This window comes from Pedobacter sp. R-06 (assembly GCF_049913135.1).
In the GTDB taxonomy this organism is placed as follows: Bacteria; Bacteroidota; Bacteroidia; order Sphingobacteriales; family Sphingobacteriaceae; genus Pedobacter.
On record NZ_CP183977.1, the window covers coordinates 125893 to 145710 of the forward strand.

Here is a 19818-nt window from a genome sequence, read left to right on the forward strand (position 1 = left end):
TTAGCAGACAAAAAATTATGAATGGCGTTGAGGGAGTTCAATACGGAAGACTGTTCCCTGTCCTTTTTCAGAGGTGATGAGCATTTCACCATTTAGTTTGTCAATTAGGTGTTTTACCAGCGATAAGCCAAATCCGTAACCTTTTTCACCTCCGGTGCCTTGTTTTGTGCCAATACCTCCTGTTAAGATTTGTACAATTTCGTCTTCCATAATTCCGACGCCACTGTCGGCAACCACGATCCGTAAAATATTTGCTTCCGGTTTCACCACTACGTCAAGGTCTACGGTTATTGTACCCCCGCTGGGAGTAAATTTTACCGCATTGGAAATCAGGTTCCCATTAATCTGCAGCAGCTTGTTTTTCGAAAAAACAATATTTTTTTTGTCTGGGTTAATATTGATATTCAGATTGATCTTTTTACAGGTTGCCTGCGGTTCGTAAAGCTCCTGAAGCTTGGTGCGGAAACTGCTGAGGTCAAATTCATTAACACCTGGACCTTTCACTTCATCATTATCAGAAAGTATTTCGTCGGCAAGATCTAAAATTGATTTACTTCCACTATGAATTAATTTGATAAACTCAATTACCTGATCTAAATTGGCACTTTTTCCTTGTTCAGTAATAATTTCTGATAAACCTATTATCCCTGCAATGGGTCCGCGAATATCATGAGCAACTTTTTTGGTCGATTCCTTAAGATCTTTTAAATTATTTTGCAGCAACTCCATGGTCTGATAGGTTTTTATCCTGTTCATGATTTCCGCAGCAATGATCTTCAATAGCTCAATCTTTTCCGGGCTCAATGTTTTCAATCCGGTATCCAGCACACAAAGGGCGCCGATGTTTAATCCGTCGTTATCCTTAAGTGGTACACCAAAATAATAGCGAAGGGACAGCGGAGCACCAACATAGAAATTTTTATTAAAGCGGTCATCTGCCGAAAGATCAGGTACCTCGAACTGATCGTTTTGTGTAATCGTGTATTGGCAAACAGACTCTTCCCTGGTCATCTGCTGTAAATCAAGGCCATGTCTACCTATCGTCCACTGGGTATAGGCGTCGATGAGGTTAACTAATGAGATTTCTGTACCGGCTACTTTCGCGGCCAGATGGGTGAGGTCTTTAAAACTTTCAGACAGGCTTCCGTAATCAATATCGAGATCAGACAACCTTAAAAGCCTTTCGGATTCATTATATGGTACAGGATAATTTATTTCAGACATGGGTTTATGTTTCTAATGTGGAAATGACCATTTGCTTATATATAGGCGTACTATTGTCCTATCAAAAACATGCCGAAGATACGGTTTTGACGGCAAAAATTCAGGAACACAACTTATATGTTTCTTAATTATATTCTTGTTGGCAGTAATGGTAGAATCTTGAACAGGGATATCTTATGGGCCGCAAATCCTGGAGCCAATTTTATGCCTTTTATTGGTTTGGGCTTAATCCAATTTATGGAGTGGTAGTTATTCTGTACCATGCCCTTCAAAAAAAATGACTTCAGGAAAGAAGGGTTACTAGTGGGGAATTCGCATAAAGCTTAAAACCTCCCTAAAGAAAATTGTGAAAAAGGGTTAACTCATCTTAATTCAGTTTTTCCTTTTGAGGTCTTTGATAATGTATTCAACCCACTGATCGCCTGGTATGTTTAGCTTAACATCAGGACTGAACCCGGTTGCATCAATAGGCTTCTTATCAGTCCAGCTCGATTTTGAAACCGGCATCATGAGTATCAGCATTTTGCACGGAAGCGGTGTTGGTGATATTGGGCCTTCGTAATCCATCATGCCTACACTATTGCTACCGAACCGTGTTGTCTTTTTGCTTTGTTTCATTAAATGGAAAAGTATTCTGTAGAGCTACCGCAAAGTTCATCGGTAATTAGTGCAACTTTAGCAGGGCTGCCAAGAACAGAATCAAGGGGGATCGTTAATCCAGGGATCTGATAAAAGGTGTCCTTGGCAGATGTGAGTTCTTCGTAGATTTTTTTGAGATTAGCTACATATTGATCAGTATAGTATTTTTTTAGATCTATAGGTACTGGATTTTTGACGAAATACTCAAGCTCTGATCTTTTGAGCCGGACATTGTCATGTGAAATGCGAAGTAGGGGGCTGTCCTGTTTGATCGGGTTGGTCATAACGTAGGGTAAGAGAAAGCTCCAGCCGGAATTACCCCCTCCGTTTCCACGCAGATCTATGATCAGGTACTTACTATTCCTGATAGCTTTATCATTTGCTGCTACTAATTTCTCGATCTTACTGTCGTTATTAAAGAAGGTCGGGATTTTGATATAACTGGTTTCCTCGTCCAACCGAGAATAATCGAGGCCATTGTTGCTGTTTTTCCATGTACCTAACTCCTTTTTTTCTTTTGCAGTCATTTCATTTGGGAAAACCCTTCCAAAAAATGAAAAATTCCACAGCTGCAACAGGCCGCCCCTTTGCTGGACATAAAAATCTATACTGTTAAATACATTGTACTGATTTAGCAGATAGCCTTTCTGGTGCTGTTTTAGCGTAAAATAAACAAGTCCCCTGTGGAGCATACTATCCTTGCACTAAGTACGATAGCCTTATATTCATTGCCCGGAAATTTTTTTATCCCCAGGGTAATTGAACTGTCCGCGTTTATCCAAATACCTTCAGCGCCAATACCCGGTTTCAGTGTTTTAAAATAAGATTCGTTTACAGCTACGGTTTCTTTTTCGTAATCATCCTTGTTGAGGTATGTCAATGAAAAATGTTTGTCTGCAAAAAATCTAACATAATCTTTAATAAGATAGTAGCAGTTTTTAGGGTTGTTTTGATATTAAAGTCATCAGTTTTTATAGGATAAATCCCAAAAAGATATCATCCTGAGCGTAGTCGAAGGGCATTTATTTGCGATTTATCATCTCAAGAAGTCTTCGACTACGCTCTCCACAGGAGTCCTTCGGACAGACTGACAATCTCGGCGCTTAACTTAATGACATTGGGCCTCTCGCGGCCTGATTGGATATATTTTGGTCAATCTTTATGATGCCCTTAGTACCGGAAGGCAAATAGTTGAGGGCACAGTTTGGAGCGGAATCAGCTGAACTTTAGCCGATAAGTCCTTTTTAGAATTATATTATTGGTTTTCAGAATGTTGATGTGGTGAAAAGTGATGACTATCAGTTTTCAATCTGGTGCGCCTCACAAAATTTGACGCAGAACAGGGTAGGTTTGACCAACAGTTTAATCCAATAACCCTGCTATGAAAACATTTAACATATTCCAGAAAAAAATCAGACCTATTATCCTATTGTTTATGCTCTCACCGCTGGTAACAGTGGCGCAAACAACATATCAGCTTTCGCAAACAGCAAGCAATTCAGTTAAGGTAATGGGCACATCCAATGTTCACGATTGGTCGATGACATCCAAACAGTTCGAAAGCACAGGTACATTTAACTTCAATGCCCGTGGTGAAATGACAGATGTAACGGCCCTAAAATTTACTCTGGCGGCAAAGAGCCTCAAAAGCGGTAAATCTGCGATGGATGGCCGTACCTATAAAACGCTTAACGCAACCGAGTTTCCTAAGATAAGCTATCAGCTCACTTTTGCAACAGTTACCATGGTACAGGCAAAAAGGTATTCGATTCAGGCCACAGGAATCCTGACCATTGCCGGGAAAACACAAAGCCTTTCAATGACGGTAATGGCTTTGGTAAATGCAGATGGTTCCATCAGTTGCCATGGCAGCGAACAATTAATGCTGACCGACTATGGTATTGAACCACCAAGTTTTATGCTTGGCGCAATGAAAGTGGGTAACAACCTCGTTGTCCGGTTCGAGTTCGACTATGTTAAGGCATCAGTGGCAAAATAACAGTTCATCACTAAGATAAAATCATGAAAAATAAATTTACACTAGTTGCTGCCCTAACGGTAGTAATTGCGAGTTTGTATAGTTTTGGCGTACAGGCACAGGTTTCCAATCTCAGGCCTTACGATAAATCCGGTATTAATGTTTTTGAAGCACCCAAAGATAGCAATGCCGTGTTTGATAAAATAAAAGTCCGTTTTGGTGCGGGGTTTACCCAGTCTTTTCAAGGGCTGAAACATGAAAACACATCGGGCGGACTATATAAAATAACCCCGGGTTTTAATACTGCCAATGCCAATCTGTTCATGGATGTACAACTCTCAGATGGGATCAGGCTTAATCTGACGAGCTATCTTTCCTCCCGCCACCACAACGAAACCTGGGTGAAGGGTGGATATATCCAGTTTGATAAGCTGCCGTTTGAGGGCAAACTGTGGGACGATATTATGTCGGTAACAACCATCAAAATCGGACACATGGAGATCAACTATGGCGATCAGCATTTCCGCAGATCGGATGGCGGGCAAACGATTTATAACCCGTTTATTGAAAATTACATCATGGATGGATTTACAACCGAAATAGGCGGAGAAGTTTTGGTGAGAAAAAATGCACTGTTTGGTTTAATCGGCGTTTCCAATGGAATGATTAAAGGTAATATCGATAGCCTGATCGCGACTCCCCAAGATGCAAATGTGAACAAATCACCAGCCGTTTATGTAAAAGGCGGTTTTGATAAACAATTGAACAGCGATTTGAGGGTGCGTTTTGCAGCCTCTTATTATAGCAATAACAGTTCTGGCGGACAGACCTTATATGGCGGCGACCGTACCGGCTCGAACTATTTTATGGTACTGGAAAAAGTTGGCGCAGTAAATACCACCAATGCCTTCTCCGGACGGTTTAATCCTGGTTTTACCAAAAAAGTCAATGCTCTTCAGCTAAACGCATTTATAAAATTTCAGGGGCTAGAACTGTTTGCAACTTATGAAAACGCAAAGGGAAGATCAAAAACAGAGGAAGGCAGCAGAGGAGCTGAGCAAATGGCAATAGATGGCGTTTTCAGGTTCGGCAAGACAGAGAATTTCTTTATCGGTGCAAAATACAATGTGGTTACCGCCGCAATGGCTAATGTGCCAGCTGCCGGAACAACACCTGCAATAACTTATAATAATGATGTAAAAATAGACCGCATTGCTATTGCTGCGGGATGGTTTATGACCAGAAACATATTGTTAAAAGGCGAGTACGTGAGCCAGAAATATAAAGATTTCCCAACTGCAGATTTCCGGAGCGGAGGAAAATTTAAAGGTTATGTAATCCAGGCTGTTGTGGGGTTTTAGCCAATTGACAATTTGGCTGGAGTAATTTTGTTCCGGCCTTTAAAAATCATGATGAAGCCACTGTTAACGATCCTTTTTTTGCTGTTGGCCGGCTTGAGGCCTGCTGTGAAAACCAAAAATACCTCAAGATGGGTAGTGAGTGAAAACAGTATGCTAACGGTTAATGGATCAACCAATATAAACCGCTTTTCCTGTGTAATCCTGCGGTTTCCCAAAACCGATACCGTTCTGGTTTCGAAGGATAAAGCAGACCATATTGCGCTTTCAGGAACCTTAAATCTGGAGGTGAAAAATTTTGATTGTAGTAGTGCGATGATGACTAAACAACTACTAAATACACTGCAGGAGAACAGGTTTCCGGTGCTAAGGATCAAATTCCTGTCCTTAAAAGAAATCCCTTCCGAAGGTCAGAATAGTTTTGTTAAGGGCGATGTGGAGATCACACTATCAGGGGTAGTAAAAAGATTCGAAATCTGTTATCAGATAAATGTTAAACGAGATACTATCGAGCTGATAGGGCAACAGGCCATTAATTTTTCTGATTTTCATCTGATCCCTCCAAGAAAAATAGGCAGGCTCATCCAGGCTAAAGATCAACTGGTTGTGGCTTTCTTTTTAAAAATAGAACGCGCAGGGTAATTCAGGTGTCTTAGTGCATTGTGTTTATCTAAACTGTCCTTTTTCCAGCAGTGAAATCGTACTGAGCTGAATCTTATTTAACCTTTCCTGAAGTTCAAGGGCTTTGTTCTTTTCATTGAGCAAAGCCTTCAAGCGGTCAACTTCTGCTGTTAGCCGGTTTTTTTCCTGTAACTCTATCTTAGAGAAAACCTTCCCATTTTCGTAATAGCTGAAAAAATTGTAGTTCAGGATTTCACTCACGCGGACCAAAGTAAGAATATCGATCGTTGCGGTATTCAGCATTTCCTGTGCCTTTGTTTTGCTGATCTCAAGAGCGGCAGCAATGTCTGAAACAGAGATATCTTTCTGCTTCATTTCCTTCCAGATCATTAAGCCTATATGGACACTCATCTTGTATAACGGATAATTTTAAAACATTGAAATTACGGAAAGCATACTGATTTAATCATTTTTTGTGGTAATGATAATTAGTCTAAATATTTCTTTAGCATATCATAATAATGATCGGCCACTTAAATGGTAACGCCGGAAGAATCATTTTAATAACTGATGCCGTTCATATTTTTAACATCGGGTTTTTACAAACTTTATGCTTAATTAAACAGCGCACAATATGAAAAAAATCCTGGTACCTGTTGATTTCTCTGCAACTGCAGAGAACGCAGCCGATTATGCAACTGATCTGGCCCATGGTATTGGTGCCAGGGTAGAACTGTTAAATGTTTTTCAGGTTCCTGAATTTTCTCCTGCTGCCGCATCTCTGGTATGGCCGCTTGAAGAATATAAGCTGATAGAAGATGATGCTAAAAAGGCCTTAAGCAAACTGGTTGAAAAAGTTGAAGAAAAATATAAAAAGGCGCATCATGAGCTTGGTTTTAAAGCAGAAGTGTTTGGGAGATCTGTTCGTGGCGAGGTTGAACAAGAGATCAGTAAATATTTTGCTGAGTGTAAAATGAACCTCGTTGTGGCCGGACTAAACCGTGCAGATAAGTTAACCAAAACACTTATGGGCAGTGTTGCCAGAAAAATTATCGAACAGGAAATACCTGTTTTGCTTATACCTGCGGGATATAAGTTTAAGAAACCTAAAAAAATTGCTTTTGCCACAGATTTTAGCCATAGCGATATCCCGGTTTTATGTACACTTGCCGAATTTGCAAAACCTTTTAATGCCGATATACTCATTACACATACCGGTAATTCAAAATCAGATCCAGCGCTTTACAAACAAGAAACCGAAAATTTTTTAAACCGGGTTGCCGATCGGGTTAACTATAGAAATATCTACCACAGGCATGTAAACAGTGAACGGGTTCAAGATGGCTTGAACTGGATTGTAGAAAACGGACAGATCGATATGCTGACCATGGTGCACCGAAAACATAGTTTTTTTCATCAGTTACTTAAAGGTAGCTATACCCTAAACATGTCAGATCATATTCAGATCCCGCTTTTGGTTTTACCGCCATCACATAACATTCCCATGTAGTAGTCATCACCAGATAAAATTCAATTATTATAATCTATTGTAAAACAGAATATATGTATCCTAAAACAATGAAAGCCGCGGTTATCCATGAATATGGAGGGCCACTGGCTATAGAAGAACTTCCGGTTAGACCGCTCAATCAATATGAGATTTTGGTTAAGGTAATTTCATGTGGGGTATGCCACACCGATTTGCATGCCTGTAATGGAGACTGGCCGGTAAAATCAAAAATGCCATTGGTGCCAGGCCACGAAGCCATTGGCTTGGTAGCTGCAATGGGACATGATGTTAAAAGTGTTAAAGAAGGCGATGTAGTTGGCGTACCATGGTTATACAGTGCCTGTGGCTGTTGCGAGTTTTGCTTAACAGGCTGGGAAACGTTATGCTATGAGCAGCAGAATGGAGGCTATAGTGTTGATGGAGGTTTTGCAGAGTATGTAATTGCCGATTCGAGATACGTTGCCCATTTCCCTTCGCATGTAAATTTTGCAGAAATGGCGCCCATTATCTGTGCCGGGGTTACCGTATACAAAGGTTTAAAAGAAACTGATGCCAAAGCAGGTGAGTGGGTAGCCATATCAGGTATTGGCGGGCTCGGCCATCTTGGGGTTCAGTATGCAAAGGCAATGGGCTTTCAGGTTGCCGCGATTGATATCTCAAACGATAAATTGGAAATGGCCAGAAAACTGGGGGCAGACATTGTTGTTAATGCACTAGAGCATGACCCGGGTGAATTTCTTAAAAAACAAACCGGTGGTATGCACGGCGTATTGGTTACGGCAGTAACACCTGTTGCTTTTAGTCAAGGGCTTTCGGCATTACGCAGAAAAGGTACTTTATCGCTAAACGGACTACCTCCGGGCAGTTTTGCCCTTCCCATATTCGATACCGTATTGAACAGAATAACAATCAGGGGGTCTATTGTAGGCACAAGAAAGGATATGCAGGAAGCCATCGAATTTGCGGTAGATGGAAAGGTAAGGGCGCAGGTTAAATCAGCAAAACTGGAAGACATCAATGAAGTATTCGGACAGATGAAAAAGGGTGAGATTGAGGGGCGGATTGTTCTGGATATTTCTGGTGATTAGGTGTTTATCGATCAATGTTTAATAATAAAATAAGAAGATGTTAGGGATATTAAAAGAAGAGGACATAGAAAAGCTCCTTAAAGAACAATATATTGGCCGTTTGGCCTGCTATGCACATGGGATAAGTTACATTGTGCCCATCAATTATGTGTACAGCAGTGGCACAGTCTACGCGCATTCTGCTCCAGGGCAAAAAATCAGGATGATGAAAAGTAATCCTCAGGTTTGCTTTCAAACCGATCAGATCCGCGATACCTTTAACTGGAAGAGTGTGGTGTGCTGGGGCAAATTTGAAGAAATCATCGATGCTGCAGAAAAACAAAGGGCACTTCAGGGGATTATCCACCGAATGATGCCTTTAACCAATACGCCTTCAGAGCAACCATCGCATGGAACTGGCAAGAAAGATACTTATGATGAAGATATTATCGTGTTCAAAATTATCTTTCATCTTAAAACAGGTCGATTCGAGATAAACGATAGTATTGAATAAGCGGTTTTAGCAAAATATACCCCAAACTTTCCAAAAGGCATATTATAAATCGTTAAAAAGTGATCTCCCTCACTTTTTGTTTTGACAGGCATCATCTCCAGATCAGTTCAACTATAATAGTTTTGCTGTCGAAACCATTGTGGGTGTATCATAAAGGCGATTTCACCTCAGATGCTGTCATGTTGAGCCTGTCGAAACACCTTAAAGGGTATTTAAGCAGGTCCTTCGACAGGATGACAAATCTATCTTTATGATGCAACCTCAGATTACATAACGAAACACCATGCCACATTCATTCCATATCCCTGTATTGGGCCTCGGCTATTCTATTGATACGCCATTAAAAGTTGCCAGATACGGTATTTCATCCGTGCTATCTATTGTTGATGACGAACTGATTGAGCGCATGCGTGCTTTTCATTCAAAAAACCGCCAGATTCATTTCGAAGCAATTCCCAAAGGTGAAACCGATAGCAGGAGTAAACGCATCACGGCCTACCTCAACTTTTTGTCGGAAACCATAACCAACGATTTTAAATCCCTAAAACAACAGGATTTTGCCACGGGTAATGACATTTGCCGTTATTTTGAGCTACTGCCCGATACGGCTAAATTAAAGCATGGTTATGACCTGATGTTGCAATATCCTGAAGGTGAAACCAAGCAGACCTTCCAGGCACTTTTAAAAAATGCGATGCGGGTAGGGGCTATTGATGTGAACATCATGGCCAAGGTAGATAAAATGAATTATGTGGATGGCAAATATTCGGGCGATACCAATACCGATGCATTATCCGCACTCCGTGGTTTTGCCGAAAGTAAACTAAACGCCTCTGTTGTACTCTCTGCTGGCATGAACCCGAAATTATACAGCTACATGGAAAATTTTGAAGACTTTTTTCCAGATGAAAATGGCAAGCTGAAAAAGAAAATCATCTTAAAAGTAAGCGATTTCAGGTCGGCACTGATCCAGGCTAAATTTTTGGCGAAAAAGGGGTTATGGGTTTCAGAATTCAGGATAGAGTCGGGCTTAAACTGTGGTGGCCATGCATTTGCAACAGAAGGGTATTTACTGGGGCCGATTTTGGAAGAATTTAAGCTCAAAAAAAACGATATGCTTGCCGAGCTTTTTAAAATGTACCAATATGCATTGGTGCAAAAGGGAATCCGAACAGAAAAACAGCCCAAACAGCGGATTAGTGTTCAGGGGGGGATTGGTACGGCTGCAGAACACGATTTCCTCCTTCAATATTACAATCTCGATGCCACAGGTTGGGGAAGCCCATTCCTATTGGTACCAGAAGTAACTAATGTAGATGCCGAAACATTGGCGCAGTTGGCCAGCTCAACAGAAAGCGATTTTTATCTAAGTGGAGCCTCTCCGCTGGGTATTCAGTTTAATAATTTTAAAAACAGCAGTATAGAAAAACAACGGGCTGAAAGAATTGAAAAGGGCAGGCCAGGAAGCCCGTGTACCAAAAAATACCTTTGCAACAATACCGAATTTACCGAGCAAGCCATCTGTACGGCATCCCGCGAATATCAGCACTTAAAAATCAAAAGCCTCAAAACCGCTGGCCTGTCAGCAGATGAATACCAAAAACAGTTTAACCAGATCACCGAAAAGGTTTGCCTTTGTGAGGGCTTGTGCGCCGCCACCTATTTGAAACATGACATGGCTAAACCAAAAGAAAGCACCGCAGTAGCCATTTGCCCAGGGCCAAATCTGGCCTATTTTTCTGACGTATATTCTTTCGATGAAATGGTTGGCCATATTTACGGAAAAATTAACCTGCTGGCGCAAGTGGAAAGGCCACATGTTTTTATCAAAGAACTTAACCTCTATATCGATTATCTTCAGGATGATATTAAACAGCAGCTTCAACATTTTAGCGATAAAAAGAGCAAACAGTTAAACGCATTCAAACTCCAGCTGGCCGAGGGGATTAATTATTATAAAAAGCTTTTTGCCGAAGTTGCAGACCATGCATCTGGAGAATTAAAAGGATTATATGAGCAGTTGGCAAAGTCGAAAGACAAACTGGACGGATTGATTGTTGAATAAGAGAAAAAAGATCGGGAATAACTTTTCTATATTTACAAGGATATACTGATGTGTTACATGGATAGGTCAAAATTTTTGGATGCAATTATTGAAAATGCCATTGATGGGATTATTACCATAGATGATAAGGGACTCATAGAACATTTAAACCCGGCTGCACTTGAGCTTTTTGGTTATGGAAGGGAAGAGCTGGTAGGCAAAAATGTATCGGTTTTGATGCCAGAACCCGATCATTCGCGCCATGATGGCTACTTATCCAGATATGAACATACCGGGCAGAAACACATTATCGGAACCGGAAGAGAAGTTTCTGGTAAACGAAAAGACGGCTCGGTTTTCCCCTTCAGGTTAGGGGTAAGCGAAATAAAATTTAGCGACCGTAAAATTTATACCGGTTTTATCCACGATCTGAGTAAAGAAAAAGCCAATGAAGAGCAGATCAGAAGTTACACCGAAAAACTAGAGGTTAAAATAAAAGAACGTACACACGATCTGGTTAAACTGGTATCCGAACTCGAAATGGCCAAAGAAAATATGCAGGCGCTTTTTCAGAAAGAGAAGGAGCTTAATCAGCTCAAAACAAGGTTTGTTTCTATGGCCTCGCATGAATTTAGAACACCACTCAGCTCTATTCAGTTATCGGCTTCTCTAATAGATAAATATACCTCCAAACATGATGTGGCCAGCGTAGAAAAACACACGCTGAAAATCAAAAATTCGATTAATAACCTTACCACTATCCTGAACGATTTCCTCTCGCTTGAAAAACTCGAGGCCGGAAAAGTAGAAGCATCAGCCCAGTCTTTCAATATCATCAGCTTTGCTGAAGAAATAGCGGAAGAAATGCAGATGATGACCAAACAGAACCAGCATATTATTTACGAACATACAGGTACAACTGCCGAAGTTTACCTCGATCCAAATCTGTTGAAAAACTGTGTGATCAATCTGATTTCTAATTCGATAAAATACTCTGGCGCAGACACTTTAATCCAGTTCAATTCCATTTTAAAAGATGATGAACTTATTTTAGAGGTGAAAGATAATGGTATAGGGATTCCAAAAGTCGACCAGCACAACCTGTTCGAACCATTTTTCAGGGCACACAATACGGGCGATATCCCTGGCACAGGTTTAGGCCTGAACATTGTAAAAAGATATGTAGGTCTGATGAATGGCACCGTAGCCTGTCAGAGCGAACAAAATTCAGGTACGGTTTTTACGCTTAGCTTTGCGCTCGGTAAATAATTTACAATTAAACACTCAACCTCCATGAACAAGAAAGTTTTGATTATTGAAGATAATGACGACATAAGGGAAAGTACTGCTGAAGTGCTGGATCTGGCCGGTTATGAAACTTTTACCGCGAAACATGGTAAGTTAGGTGTAGAAATGGCTTTGAATCATTTGCCTGATGTGATCCTCTGTGATATCATGATGCCAGAACTGGACGGGTATGGGGTTTTGTACCTGCTGAACAAAAACCAGAAAACGGCAAATATTCCTTTTATTTTCATTACTGCAAAAACTGAGCGGGCAGACATGCGAAAAGGCATGGAAATGGGGGCAGATGATTACCTCACCAAACCGTTTGATGATATAGAACTTTTTAAGGCCATAGAAAGCAGGTTTAAAAAGAAACAGCAATCAGCTGGCTTTAATGCAGCATCAGGCAATAGCGAAGCGGTGATGGACGAGCTCCGTAAAAAGGGTAAATCAAGGCCAATTGCCAACAAACAGATTATTTATGTAGAAGGGGATGAACCGACCCATCTTTATTATGTAGTTAAGGGGCAGGTAAAAACGTACAAACGTTTTAAGGATGGCAGGGAACTTTCGTCGAGCTTGTATCATGATGGCGATTTTTTTGGATATGAAAGTTTGTGTAATGGCGAGGTATACACAGACAATGCAGCAACCTTAATTGAATCAGACATTATCCAGATCCCCAAAGCCGATTTTATGGAGTACCTGCTCAACCATCAGGCCGTATCCAAAACTTTTATTGCTTTACTGTCTGGAAATGTGCGCGATAAAGGAAAGCAAATGCTTCAATTGGCCTATTCATCGGTACGAAAACGTGTAGCTGAAGCATTGCTGCAAGTAGCCGCTAAATTTGGAGACGGTGTTGAAGATAGCTGTACCATCAGAATTTCGCGCGATGACCTTGCTGCGCTGGTAGGTACTGCCAGTGAAACCGTAAGCAGAATGCTTGCTGATTTTAAAGATGAAAAGCTGATTGATAAAACAGGCAATGCCATAAATATCCGCTCGATCGAAAAACTCAGAAATATTAAACAGTAGTGCGATCATTAGTTAACTGGTAATTGTGGGGCTGGACTTAAAGGAGTCGCAGCAAGCTATTTCGATCAGCAATGTGCTTAATCGATTCCGCACTGCCAACTTTCAAACTAATCCTATCCCGGGTAATACTTCTTTTTCCCGGGATAGGATTGTTTTTATGGTAAAGTGGTTAAATTAACACTTGGGGCTATGCCGGTAGCGCTTCTGTTCAAAGCTGTTCCGTAAGCCGTATAAGAGGCAAAAAAACCTCCATTTTTCAGATAAAAGTTATTGCCTGTAACGCCACCCTGGTAATCCATACGTTGCTCAGCTGATGCAGTGGCATCGTAGCTAAAACTGGCATTGGTAACCTCTGTCCAACTGCCGCTACTAGTTTTATACCATTGATTGCCGTAGTTACAACTTCTTTGCAGGTAGCCCTGGTCTGGGTTAAAGTTCTCAATAAACGAATACATTCCTGTTAAATATGCAGTTGTATTTGGACGTTTCCATTGTGCTATGATCTTCCAGGTACCATTTTCGGGTGCATAAAACCAGGCCGTATAATCCGATCCGCCGGCACCATCGGGTTTGCCCCGCAATAAGAATTTATAGGAAGTACCCGCTACCCAGTTAAATAAGAGATAAGATTGTCCGCCCGTGCCTTCGCCGCCGAACCCATTAGAGGTTATATCAGTTCCCTTCCTTACCAAAGTAGTGCTGCCGGTTGATGGATCCCATACCGAAAATAAAACCCTTCTTTCTGTAGCTGAGTTAACTTGCATGCCAAAGTAACCCCCGCTAAAACCATCGGCCATGAAATAAGAACCGATTTTGTCTTGCCCGCTGGGCACATTCAGCTCACTGTAAAACCATTCTGTGCCCGATGGTACGGTGTAATTTAAATGGCACGATGGGCCTCTTCTCGACCAATAATAATCAGCTACGGTATTGGCATATTGCACATTTGAAGCCACAGCAGGCCCGCTAATCACCAGATCGGAAATGTCGCCATAGTAACTACCTGTTTTACTCACTCCTTGTATATCTACCCGTACATAGCCAGCAGCTGTAATATTTACGGTACCAATGGTAGTTGTGGTGGCAGTGGTACCGGTAATGGTTTTATTAAATACAGTGCCGTTAATTGTTACCTTAATGTTACTGCTTCCTGAAGGTACGGTGCCTTTTACCGCTACAGTTAAACTCCCGGTAAGTCCTAGACGGAACCATACACTGGTAATCGTGCTGGCTGATGTCCAATTATGTAAACCAGTATCATTAATTAAGCCACCTGTGCCAGCGGTATAGGCATTACCACCTAAACCGACGTTTAGGGACGAACCGCCCAAACTTTCGGTAACTGCAATGGCGTTTTTAATTTTTGATGTCTCTGTTTCCGCTGGGGTTTCTGTTTTTTTACACGAATACAGGCTTAGCAATAAGAGCAGGCCTGTGGCAAGTGAACTTGTTTTTTTCATTTTGGTTAGTATATGGTTGTTTATAATTAAGTTGCACACATTTTACCAATCTATAATGCAGATGGTTTTTTGCTTAACCCAGCCCCATTTTCAACTGTCGGTTTTATAATTGTCACGCACGGCCGCTAATCCAACCCAAACACATTAGTGCAATAAAAAACAAGGAATATTTTGCACTAACCAGAATTGAAGTTAACGACTAACAATTGATAAAAATTAAGATTCTCAGCGCAAACGTTTGCTCAATACAGCAATATTTTGCAAGGGAAAAAGACATCATTTTATAGGTAATACAGCTTTTGTGAAGTTTGTAGTTGTATGTAGTCTTAATATGGGTTAAACAAATCATTTTTGTTAAATGCTGTTCTAAACGATTTGATTATTAGTGTTTTATAGCTTTGTTTTTGAGCTTTTTTTGGATAAACACAAACGTTTGTGTGAAGAAATGTAATTAATTTATTGATCATTGGTCCATTGGTAATTAGTTAATAGTCTTATTCTTCATTGGGCGACTGGAAGTGTACGCCAGCCTGTGGCGATTATCGGTAAAGCAATCGCATTAGGTGATTTATTTGTTGGTTGTTTAAATCGCTTAATTGCCGCTAAACGCCAAATCAAGAAATGTAATAAAAATCATTTTTTTCTCTAAGCATCCTCACCTGTTGCGGTTTACTTCCACTATAGTTTTGTACTCATAAACTCTGTATATGAAAGCTATAGCTTACAACATCAAACCCGATGAAAAGGAATGGTTGGTACTGGCCAATTATAAAAAACACGACATTACCATAATTGCCAATAGTTTAACTATTGATACGCTTTCATTTGCTACCGGAAAGGAAGCCCTGCTGGTTTTTAACAACGATGAACTAAGCGAGGCGATGATTCTGGGACTAAAAGCCCTGGGTATAAAATACATCGCAACCTCATCATTCCAAACAGACCATCTTGATTTAAAAGCTGCCGGTTCTGCCGGGATCAAAGTGGCAAACGTTCCTTTAGCATCCGGCGATGCCGACGCTAAACAGCGGATGGAACAGGTGATCAAAAACCTCGATCAATGGGCTGTGGGTAAATGTGTAGGTAGCGCGTGCTGCTGTCAAAACGAATGTGCTACCGTAAAAGCGCTGAAATAATGGAAACTGCTGCATTACTTAAAAAATACAATGTTGCCGCACCAAGGTATACCAGTTATCCAACTGTTCCTTACTGGGATAACGAAAATTTCAATGCAAATGGTTGGCTAGCCAACGTAGCCATTACCTATGAAAGCCATAAAGATGAAGGGATCAGTCTGTATATTCACCTTCCATTTTGCGAAAGCCTATGCACCTATTGCGGCTGCAATACCCGAATTACAAAAAAACACAGTATAGAAGTACCATATGTGAACGCTGTACTTACAGAATGGAGAATGTATGTAGATGTTTTGAGGGAGAAACCCAAATTAAAAGAACTGCACCTTGGTGGTGGAACACCAACTTTTTTTAGCGCCGAGAACCTGGAGTTATTGATCAATGGCATTCTGGAAAACTCAACTTTGGTTCCTGATGCAGAATTTTCTTTTGAGGCACATCCAGCCAATACCACTAGTGAACACTTAACCATGCTGTACAGTCTTGGTTTTAAAAGATTAAGCCTGGGAATCCAGGATTTCGATCCTAAAGTGCAGTTCCTGATCAACCGCTTTCAAACGTCCCAACAGGTAGCTGTAGTTACTGCGAAAGCAAGGGAAATCGGTTACACCTCTGTTAATTTTGATTTGATTTATGGTCTTCCGGGTCAAACAATTCAGGGCTTAGCAGATACCATAGGAGCTGTGATCGATATGAAGCCAGACCGCATTGCTTTTTACAGTTATGCCCATGTGCCCTGGTTAAAGCCAGGCCAAAGACATTATACTGAAAAAGATCTTCCCCTGGGCGACGAAAAATTTGCGCTTTACCAATTGGGCAGGCAATTGCTTGATGCCGCAGGATATAAAGATGTGGGGATGGATCATTTTGCCCTGAACAGTGATTCTTTGTTCCAGGCAATGACTGAAAAGAAGCTGCACCGCAATTTTATGGGCTACACCAATAAACATACCCATTTACTTATCGGCCTTGGTGTATCTTCTATTAGCGATAGCTGGACAGCTTTTGCACAAAACCCAAAAACGGTAGAAGATTATCTCGATAAAATTGAACAAGGTATACTCCCCGTAGAAAAGGGCCATTTCCTTACAGGAGAAGATCTTGAGGTAAGAAAACATATCCTTAACATCATGTGCAAGGAAAATACAATGTACAACGAAGGTATTCCAGAACAAGTATATGGTAGGCTGTTGCCCTTATTACGTGATAAGCTGATCTGGGTAACCGAAAAAGAAATCAGGATTACCACCAAAGGGCGATCTTTTTTAAGAAACGTGTGTATGGCTTTCGACGAGAAACTATGGCTTAAACAGCCCAAAACCCAATTGTTCAGTTCATCAATTTAAATACAGGTTAAAAATGGAAGATCAAAATAAAACCGCAACACAGGCAGTTTGCTATCATTGTGGTGAAGATCTGCCCAAGGTAAAATATCAGGTAGGAGATAAAGATTTTTGCTGCGCGGGCTGTATGGCCGTTTTCAAGATCCTTTCAGAGAATAATTTATGCAATTATTATGTGTACAATAATAACCCAGGCAGGCAATTTAAAAATGAAAGTCATTTAGAATATCTCGATGAGCCAAAAATTATCGATCAGCTGCTCGATTATAAACATGAAAGCTCGAGCATCATTACATTTTACATTCCGGCCATTCACTGCAGTTCATGCATCTGGTTGCTAGAACACCTCTATAAAATCAACCCCGCTATATTCAGCTCACGGATCGATTTTCTTAAAAAACAGATTACCATAAGTTTCAATCACGACGAAATTTCGTTGAGGCATCTGGTAGAAACCTTAAACCAGATTGGCTACGAACCTTTGATCAGTCTGCAGGATGTAGTACAGGAACACAGCAGTTCGGTAGATAAAGCTTTGGTGTTAAAAATAGCCGTTGCCGGATTTTTAATGGGCAATGTTATGCTCTTTAGCTTTCCGGAATATTTTGGTTTATCAGGTTTCGAGAAACAATTTCAATCGCTTTTTGGCTGGCTAAACCTTACGTTCGCTATTCCTGCTGCTTTTTATTGTGGCCGTGATTATTTTACCTCAGCAATAACAAGTCTTAAACACAGGCATATTAACCTCGATACCCCTTTAGCATTAATTATTGCGGTGCTTTTCTTGCGCACTGCCTTCGAAATTCTTTTCAGTACAGGCCCAGGTTTTGCCGATACCTTAACAGGATTGGTATTTTTGCTTTTAATGGGTAAATGGCTTAAACAGCGCACCTATCATCACATTTCTTTTGATCGCGATTACCGTTCCTATTTTCCAATTGCCGTAACTACCCTGCAAAACGGTAAAGAAAAGCCAGTATCTATAAACGAAATCAAGATCGGCGACCGGCTGTGGATCAGGAATGGTGAGCTGGTTCCTGCAGATGCGATTCTAATGAAAGGTGAGGCCTGGATGGATATGAGTTTTGTTACCGGCGAATCAGACCCTGTACATAAAGTTCTGGGCGAAATTATTTATGCAGGTGGCAGGCAGACCAGTGAGGCCATAGAACTTGAAGTGATCAAACCTGTTTCACAAAGTTATTTAACCGGTTTATGGAACAACGATAATTATAAAAACAATAACGAAAAACAAAACTTTAACGATACCGTAGCCAAATACTTTAGTCTGGGGGTTTTCCTGATTGCATTTGCCGCTACCGGGTATTGGTTGCTTCAGAACGATAGCCACAAAGCATGGTCGGCATTTACCGCCGTAATTATTGTGGCCTGTCCCTGCGTATTGGCTTTAAGTACCCCATTTACACTATCTGCAATTTTATCGGTTTTTGATAAGAAGGGATTTTATGTAAAAAATACAGATGCCGTTGAAGAACTTGCCAAATGCGATACCCTGATTTTCGATAAAACAGGTACCCTAACCAGCAATGAAAATGCAGAGATAGGTTTTAGCGGAACGATATCCGCGGAGGAGAAGGTTATTGTTGGCTCTCTCTTGCGAAATTCTATCCATCCTTTGAGCAGGCATATCTTAAAAGCTCTGAATGTTGATCGGTTTTATTCACTCAGCGATTATAAAGAGGTGGTAGGAAAAGGTTTGACCGCTAAAATAAATAACCACAGCATTTATGCCGGACATCTTTCTATGCTGCCCATGGAAGTAAAATCTGCTCGCGAAAGCGGCGTGCATATTGTGATCGACCATGTTTATAAAGGGTGTTTTGATATCAAACAGCAGTGGCGCTCAGGATTAGCGCAGTTGATTTTAAAACTTTCGAGATTGAAGCTGCTGGTTTTATCAGGCGATACCGATAAAGATCGTTGGATTTTGGATACGATATTCACCGAAAAAACAACGATCAGGTTTCGCCAAAGCCCTCACCAAAAGCTCGATGCAGTTTTAAAGCTTCAGCAGGGTGGAAATAAAGTAATGATGCTGGGCGATGGGTTAAACGATGCCGGAGCCCTAAAACAAAGTGATTTTGGAATCGCATTAACGGATAACATCAATAATTTTACGCCTGGCTGTGATGCCATTCTCAAAGGCAGCGCCTTAAACTTCCTGCCAGATTTTATCCGGTTAAGTAAAGATGGGTTGAAGATTATTAAAATAAGTTTCGCAATAGCCATCGCATATAATTGTATCGGTATTTATTTTGCCGTGCAGGGCACACTTTATCCGCTGGTGGCCGCGGTGTTAATGCCGATTAGTACGGTTACCATTATCTCCTTTACCACTATGGCAACCAGATGGTTTGCCCGTAAAAATAAACTGATATGAACATCCTTTACTTTTTGGTTGGCTGCAGCGTTTTAATGGCACTTATTTTTTTGGCGGCGTTTTTCTGGGCCTATAAAACCGGTCAGAATGATGATGTACATACTCCAGGTATCCGCATGCTCTTCGATGATGAGGTTGTTGCTGAAAAAAGTGAAGAAGATCACTTTTCTAGCTAAGCACCATCATCCTTTGTCTGTC

General features: G+C 40.9%; 18 protein-coding genes. 13 read left to right on the forward strand and 5 right to left on the reverse strand.

The features are described from left to right. Positions 1-15 precede the first annotated feature (15 nt). The 3 genes from ACN9MR_RS00560 to ACN9MR_RS00570 all read right to left on the reverse strand — a co-directional run bounded on the left by ACN9MR_RS00560 (position 16) and on the right by ACN9MR_RS00570 (position 2555). Positions 16-1224 (reverse strand): GAF domain-containing sensor histidine kinase, encoded by a 1209-nt coding sequence (locus ACN9MR_RS00560; protein ID WP_426327694.1) that lies wholly within the window; start codon positions 1222-1224, stop codon positions 16-18. Positions 1225-1596: 372 nt separating this feature from the next. Further along, positions 1597-1842, reverse strand: coding sequence for a hypothetical protein (locus ACN9MR_RS00565; protein ID WP_426327695.1), 246 nt, complete (start codon positions 1840-1842; stop codon positions 1597-1599). Continuing rightward, positions 1842-2555: a S41 family peptidase gene (locus tag ACN9MR_RS00570; RefSeq protein WP_426327696.1), complete on the reverse strand. Its 714-nt coding sequence runs from the start codon at positions 2553-2555 to the stop codon at positions 1842-1844. The genes ACN9MR_RS00565 and ACN9MR_RS00570 overlap by 1 nt, the downstream gene beginning before the upstream one ends. Positions 2556-3244: 689 nt before the next feature. Here ACN9MR_RS00570 and ACN9MR_RS00575 point away from each other — a divergent pair. From ACN9MR_RS00575 to ACN9MR_RS00585, 3 genes are read left to right on the forward strand one after another with little or no spacing between them, the layout of a single operon-like run. Beyond that, positions 3245-3862, forward strand: coding sequence for a YceI family protein (locus tag ACN9MR_RS00575; protein ID WP_426327697.1), 618 nt, complete (start codon positions 3245-3247; stop codon positions 3860-3862). 23 nt (positions 3863-3885) lie between these two features. Beyond that, positions 3886-5202, forward strand: coding sequence for a hypothetical protein (locus ACN9MR_RS00580; protein WP_426327699.1), 1317 nt, complete (start codon positions 3886-3888; stop codon positions 5200-5202). Between the two features lie 48 nt (positions 5203-5250). After that, positions 5251-5841, forward strand: coding sequence for a YceI family protein (locus ACN9MR_RS00585; RefSeq protein WP_426327700.1), 591 nt, complete (start codon positions 5251-5253; stop codon positions 5839-5841). A gap of 24 nt (positions 5842-5865) precedes the next feature. On the opposite strand, the gene ACN9MR_RS00590 is transcribed toward ACN9MR_RS00585, so the two are convergent. Beyond that, a complete protein-coding gene (locus ACN9MR_RS00590; RefSeq protein ID WP_426327701.1) occupies positions 5866-6231 on the reverse strand; it encodes a helix-turn-helix domain-containing protein in 366 nt (121 codons plus the stop codon). A 223-nt stretch (positions 6232-6454) separates the two neighbouring features. On the opposite strand from ACN9MR_RS00590, the gene ACN9MR_RS00595 reads away from it, so the two are divergent. The 6 genes from ACN9MR_RS00595 to ACN9MR_RS00620 all read left to right on the forward strand — a co-directional run bounded on the left by ACN9MR_RS00595 (position 6455) and on the right by ACN9MR_RS00620 (position 13280). Beyond that, complete coding sequence (locus ACN9MR_RS00595; protein ID WP_426327702.1) at positions 6455-7330, forward strand: universal stress protein; 876 nt, start codon at positions 6455-6457, stop codon at positions 7328-7330. Between the two features lie 53 nt (positions 7331-7383). Further along, positions 7384-8418 (forward strand): alcohol dehydrogenase AdhP, encoded by a 1035-nt coding sequence (adhP, locus tag ACN9MR_RS00600; RefSeq protein ID WP_426327703.1) that lies wholly within the window; start codon positions 7384-7386, stop codon positions 8416-8418. A 37-nt stretch (positions 8419-8455) separates the two neighbouring features. Then, positions 8456-8911 carry a pyridoxamine 5'-phosphate oxidase family protein gene (locus ACN9MR_RS00605; RefSeq protein ID WP_426327704.1) on the forward strand — a complete coding sequence of 152 codons (456 nt, stop codon included), beginning with the start codon at positions 8456-8458 and terminating at the stop codon, positions 8909-8911. 283 nt (positions 8912-9194) lie between these two features. Then, positions 9195-10976 (forward strand): hypothetical protein, encoded by a 1782-nt coding sequence (locus ACN9MR_RS00610; RefSeq protein ID WP_426327706.1) that lies wholly within the window; start codon positions 9195-9197, stop codon positions 10974-10976. A 57-nt stretch (positions 10977-11033) separates the two neighbouring features. Further along, complete coding sequence (locus ACN9MR_RS00615) at positions 11034-12224, forward strand: PAS domain-containing sensor histidine kinase (protein ID WP_057930574.1); 1191 nt, start codon at positions 11034-11036, stop codon at positions 12222-12224. A gap of 24 nt (positions 12225-12248) precedes the next feature. Continuing rightward, positions 12249-13280, forward strand: a complete 1032-nt coding sequence (locus ACN9MR_RS00620; protein ID WP_426327707.1) for a response regulator — start codon at positions 12249-12251, stop codon at positions 13278-13280. A 155-nt stretch (positions 13281-13435) separates the two neighbouring features. On the opposite strand, the gene ACN9MR_RS00625 is transcribed toward ACN9MR_RS00620, so the two are convergent. Further along, positions 13436-14740: a DUF3472 domain-containing protein gene (locus ACN9MR_RS00625; RefSeq protein WP_426327708.1), complete on the reverse strand. Its 1305-nt coding sequence runs from the start codon at positions 14738-14740 to the stop codon at positions 13436-13438. Between the two features lie 707 nt (positions 14741-15447). Between ACN9MR_RS00625 and ACN9MR_RS00630 the strand changes: the two genes are divergently transcribed. Genes ACN9MR_RS00630 through ccoS form a run of 4 tightly spaced genes read left to right on the forward strand, consistent with a single transcriptional unit; the run spans position 15448 to position 19796 of the window. Next, positions 15448-15876 (forward strand): lactate dehydrogenase, encoded by a 429-nt coding sequence (locus ACN9MR_RS00630; protein ID WP_426327710.1) that lies wholly within the window; start codon positions 15448-15450, stop codon positions 15874-15876. Further along, on the forward strand, positions 15876-17222 hold the full coding sequence (gene hemN / locus ACN9MR_RS00635) for an oxygen-independent coproporphyrinogen III oxidase (protein ID WP_426327711.1): 1347 nt from the start codon (positions 15876-15878) through the stop codon (positions 17220-17222). The genes ACN9MR_RS00630 and hemN overlap by 1 nt, the downstream gene beginning before the upstream one ends. A 13-nt stretch (positions 17223-17235) precedes the next feature. Next, the gene (locus ACN9MR_RS00640; protein WP_426327712.1) at positions 17236-19620 is read left to right on the forward strand and encodes a heavy metal translocating P-type ATPase; all 2385 of its coding nucleotides are present in this window, start codon (positions 17236-17238) and stop codon (positions 19618-19620) included. Beyond that, entirely contained in the window at positions 19617-19796 is a 180-nt protein-coding gene (gene ccoS, locus ACN9MR_RS00645) for a cbb3-type cytochrome oxidase assembly protein CcoS (protein WP_029278967.1), read from the forward strand. Before ACN9MR_RS00640 ends, ccoS begins: the two co-directional genes overlap by 4 nt. Positions 19797-19818 lie beyond the last annotated feature (22 nt).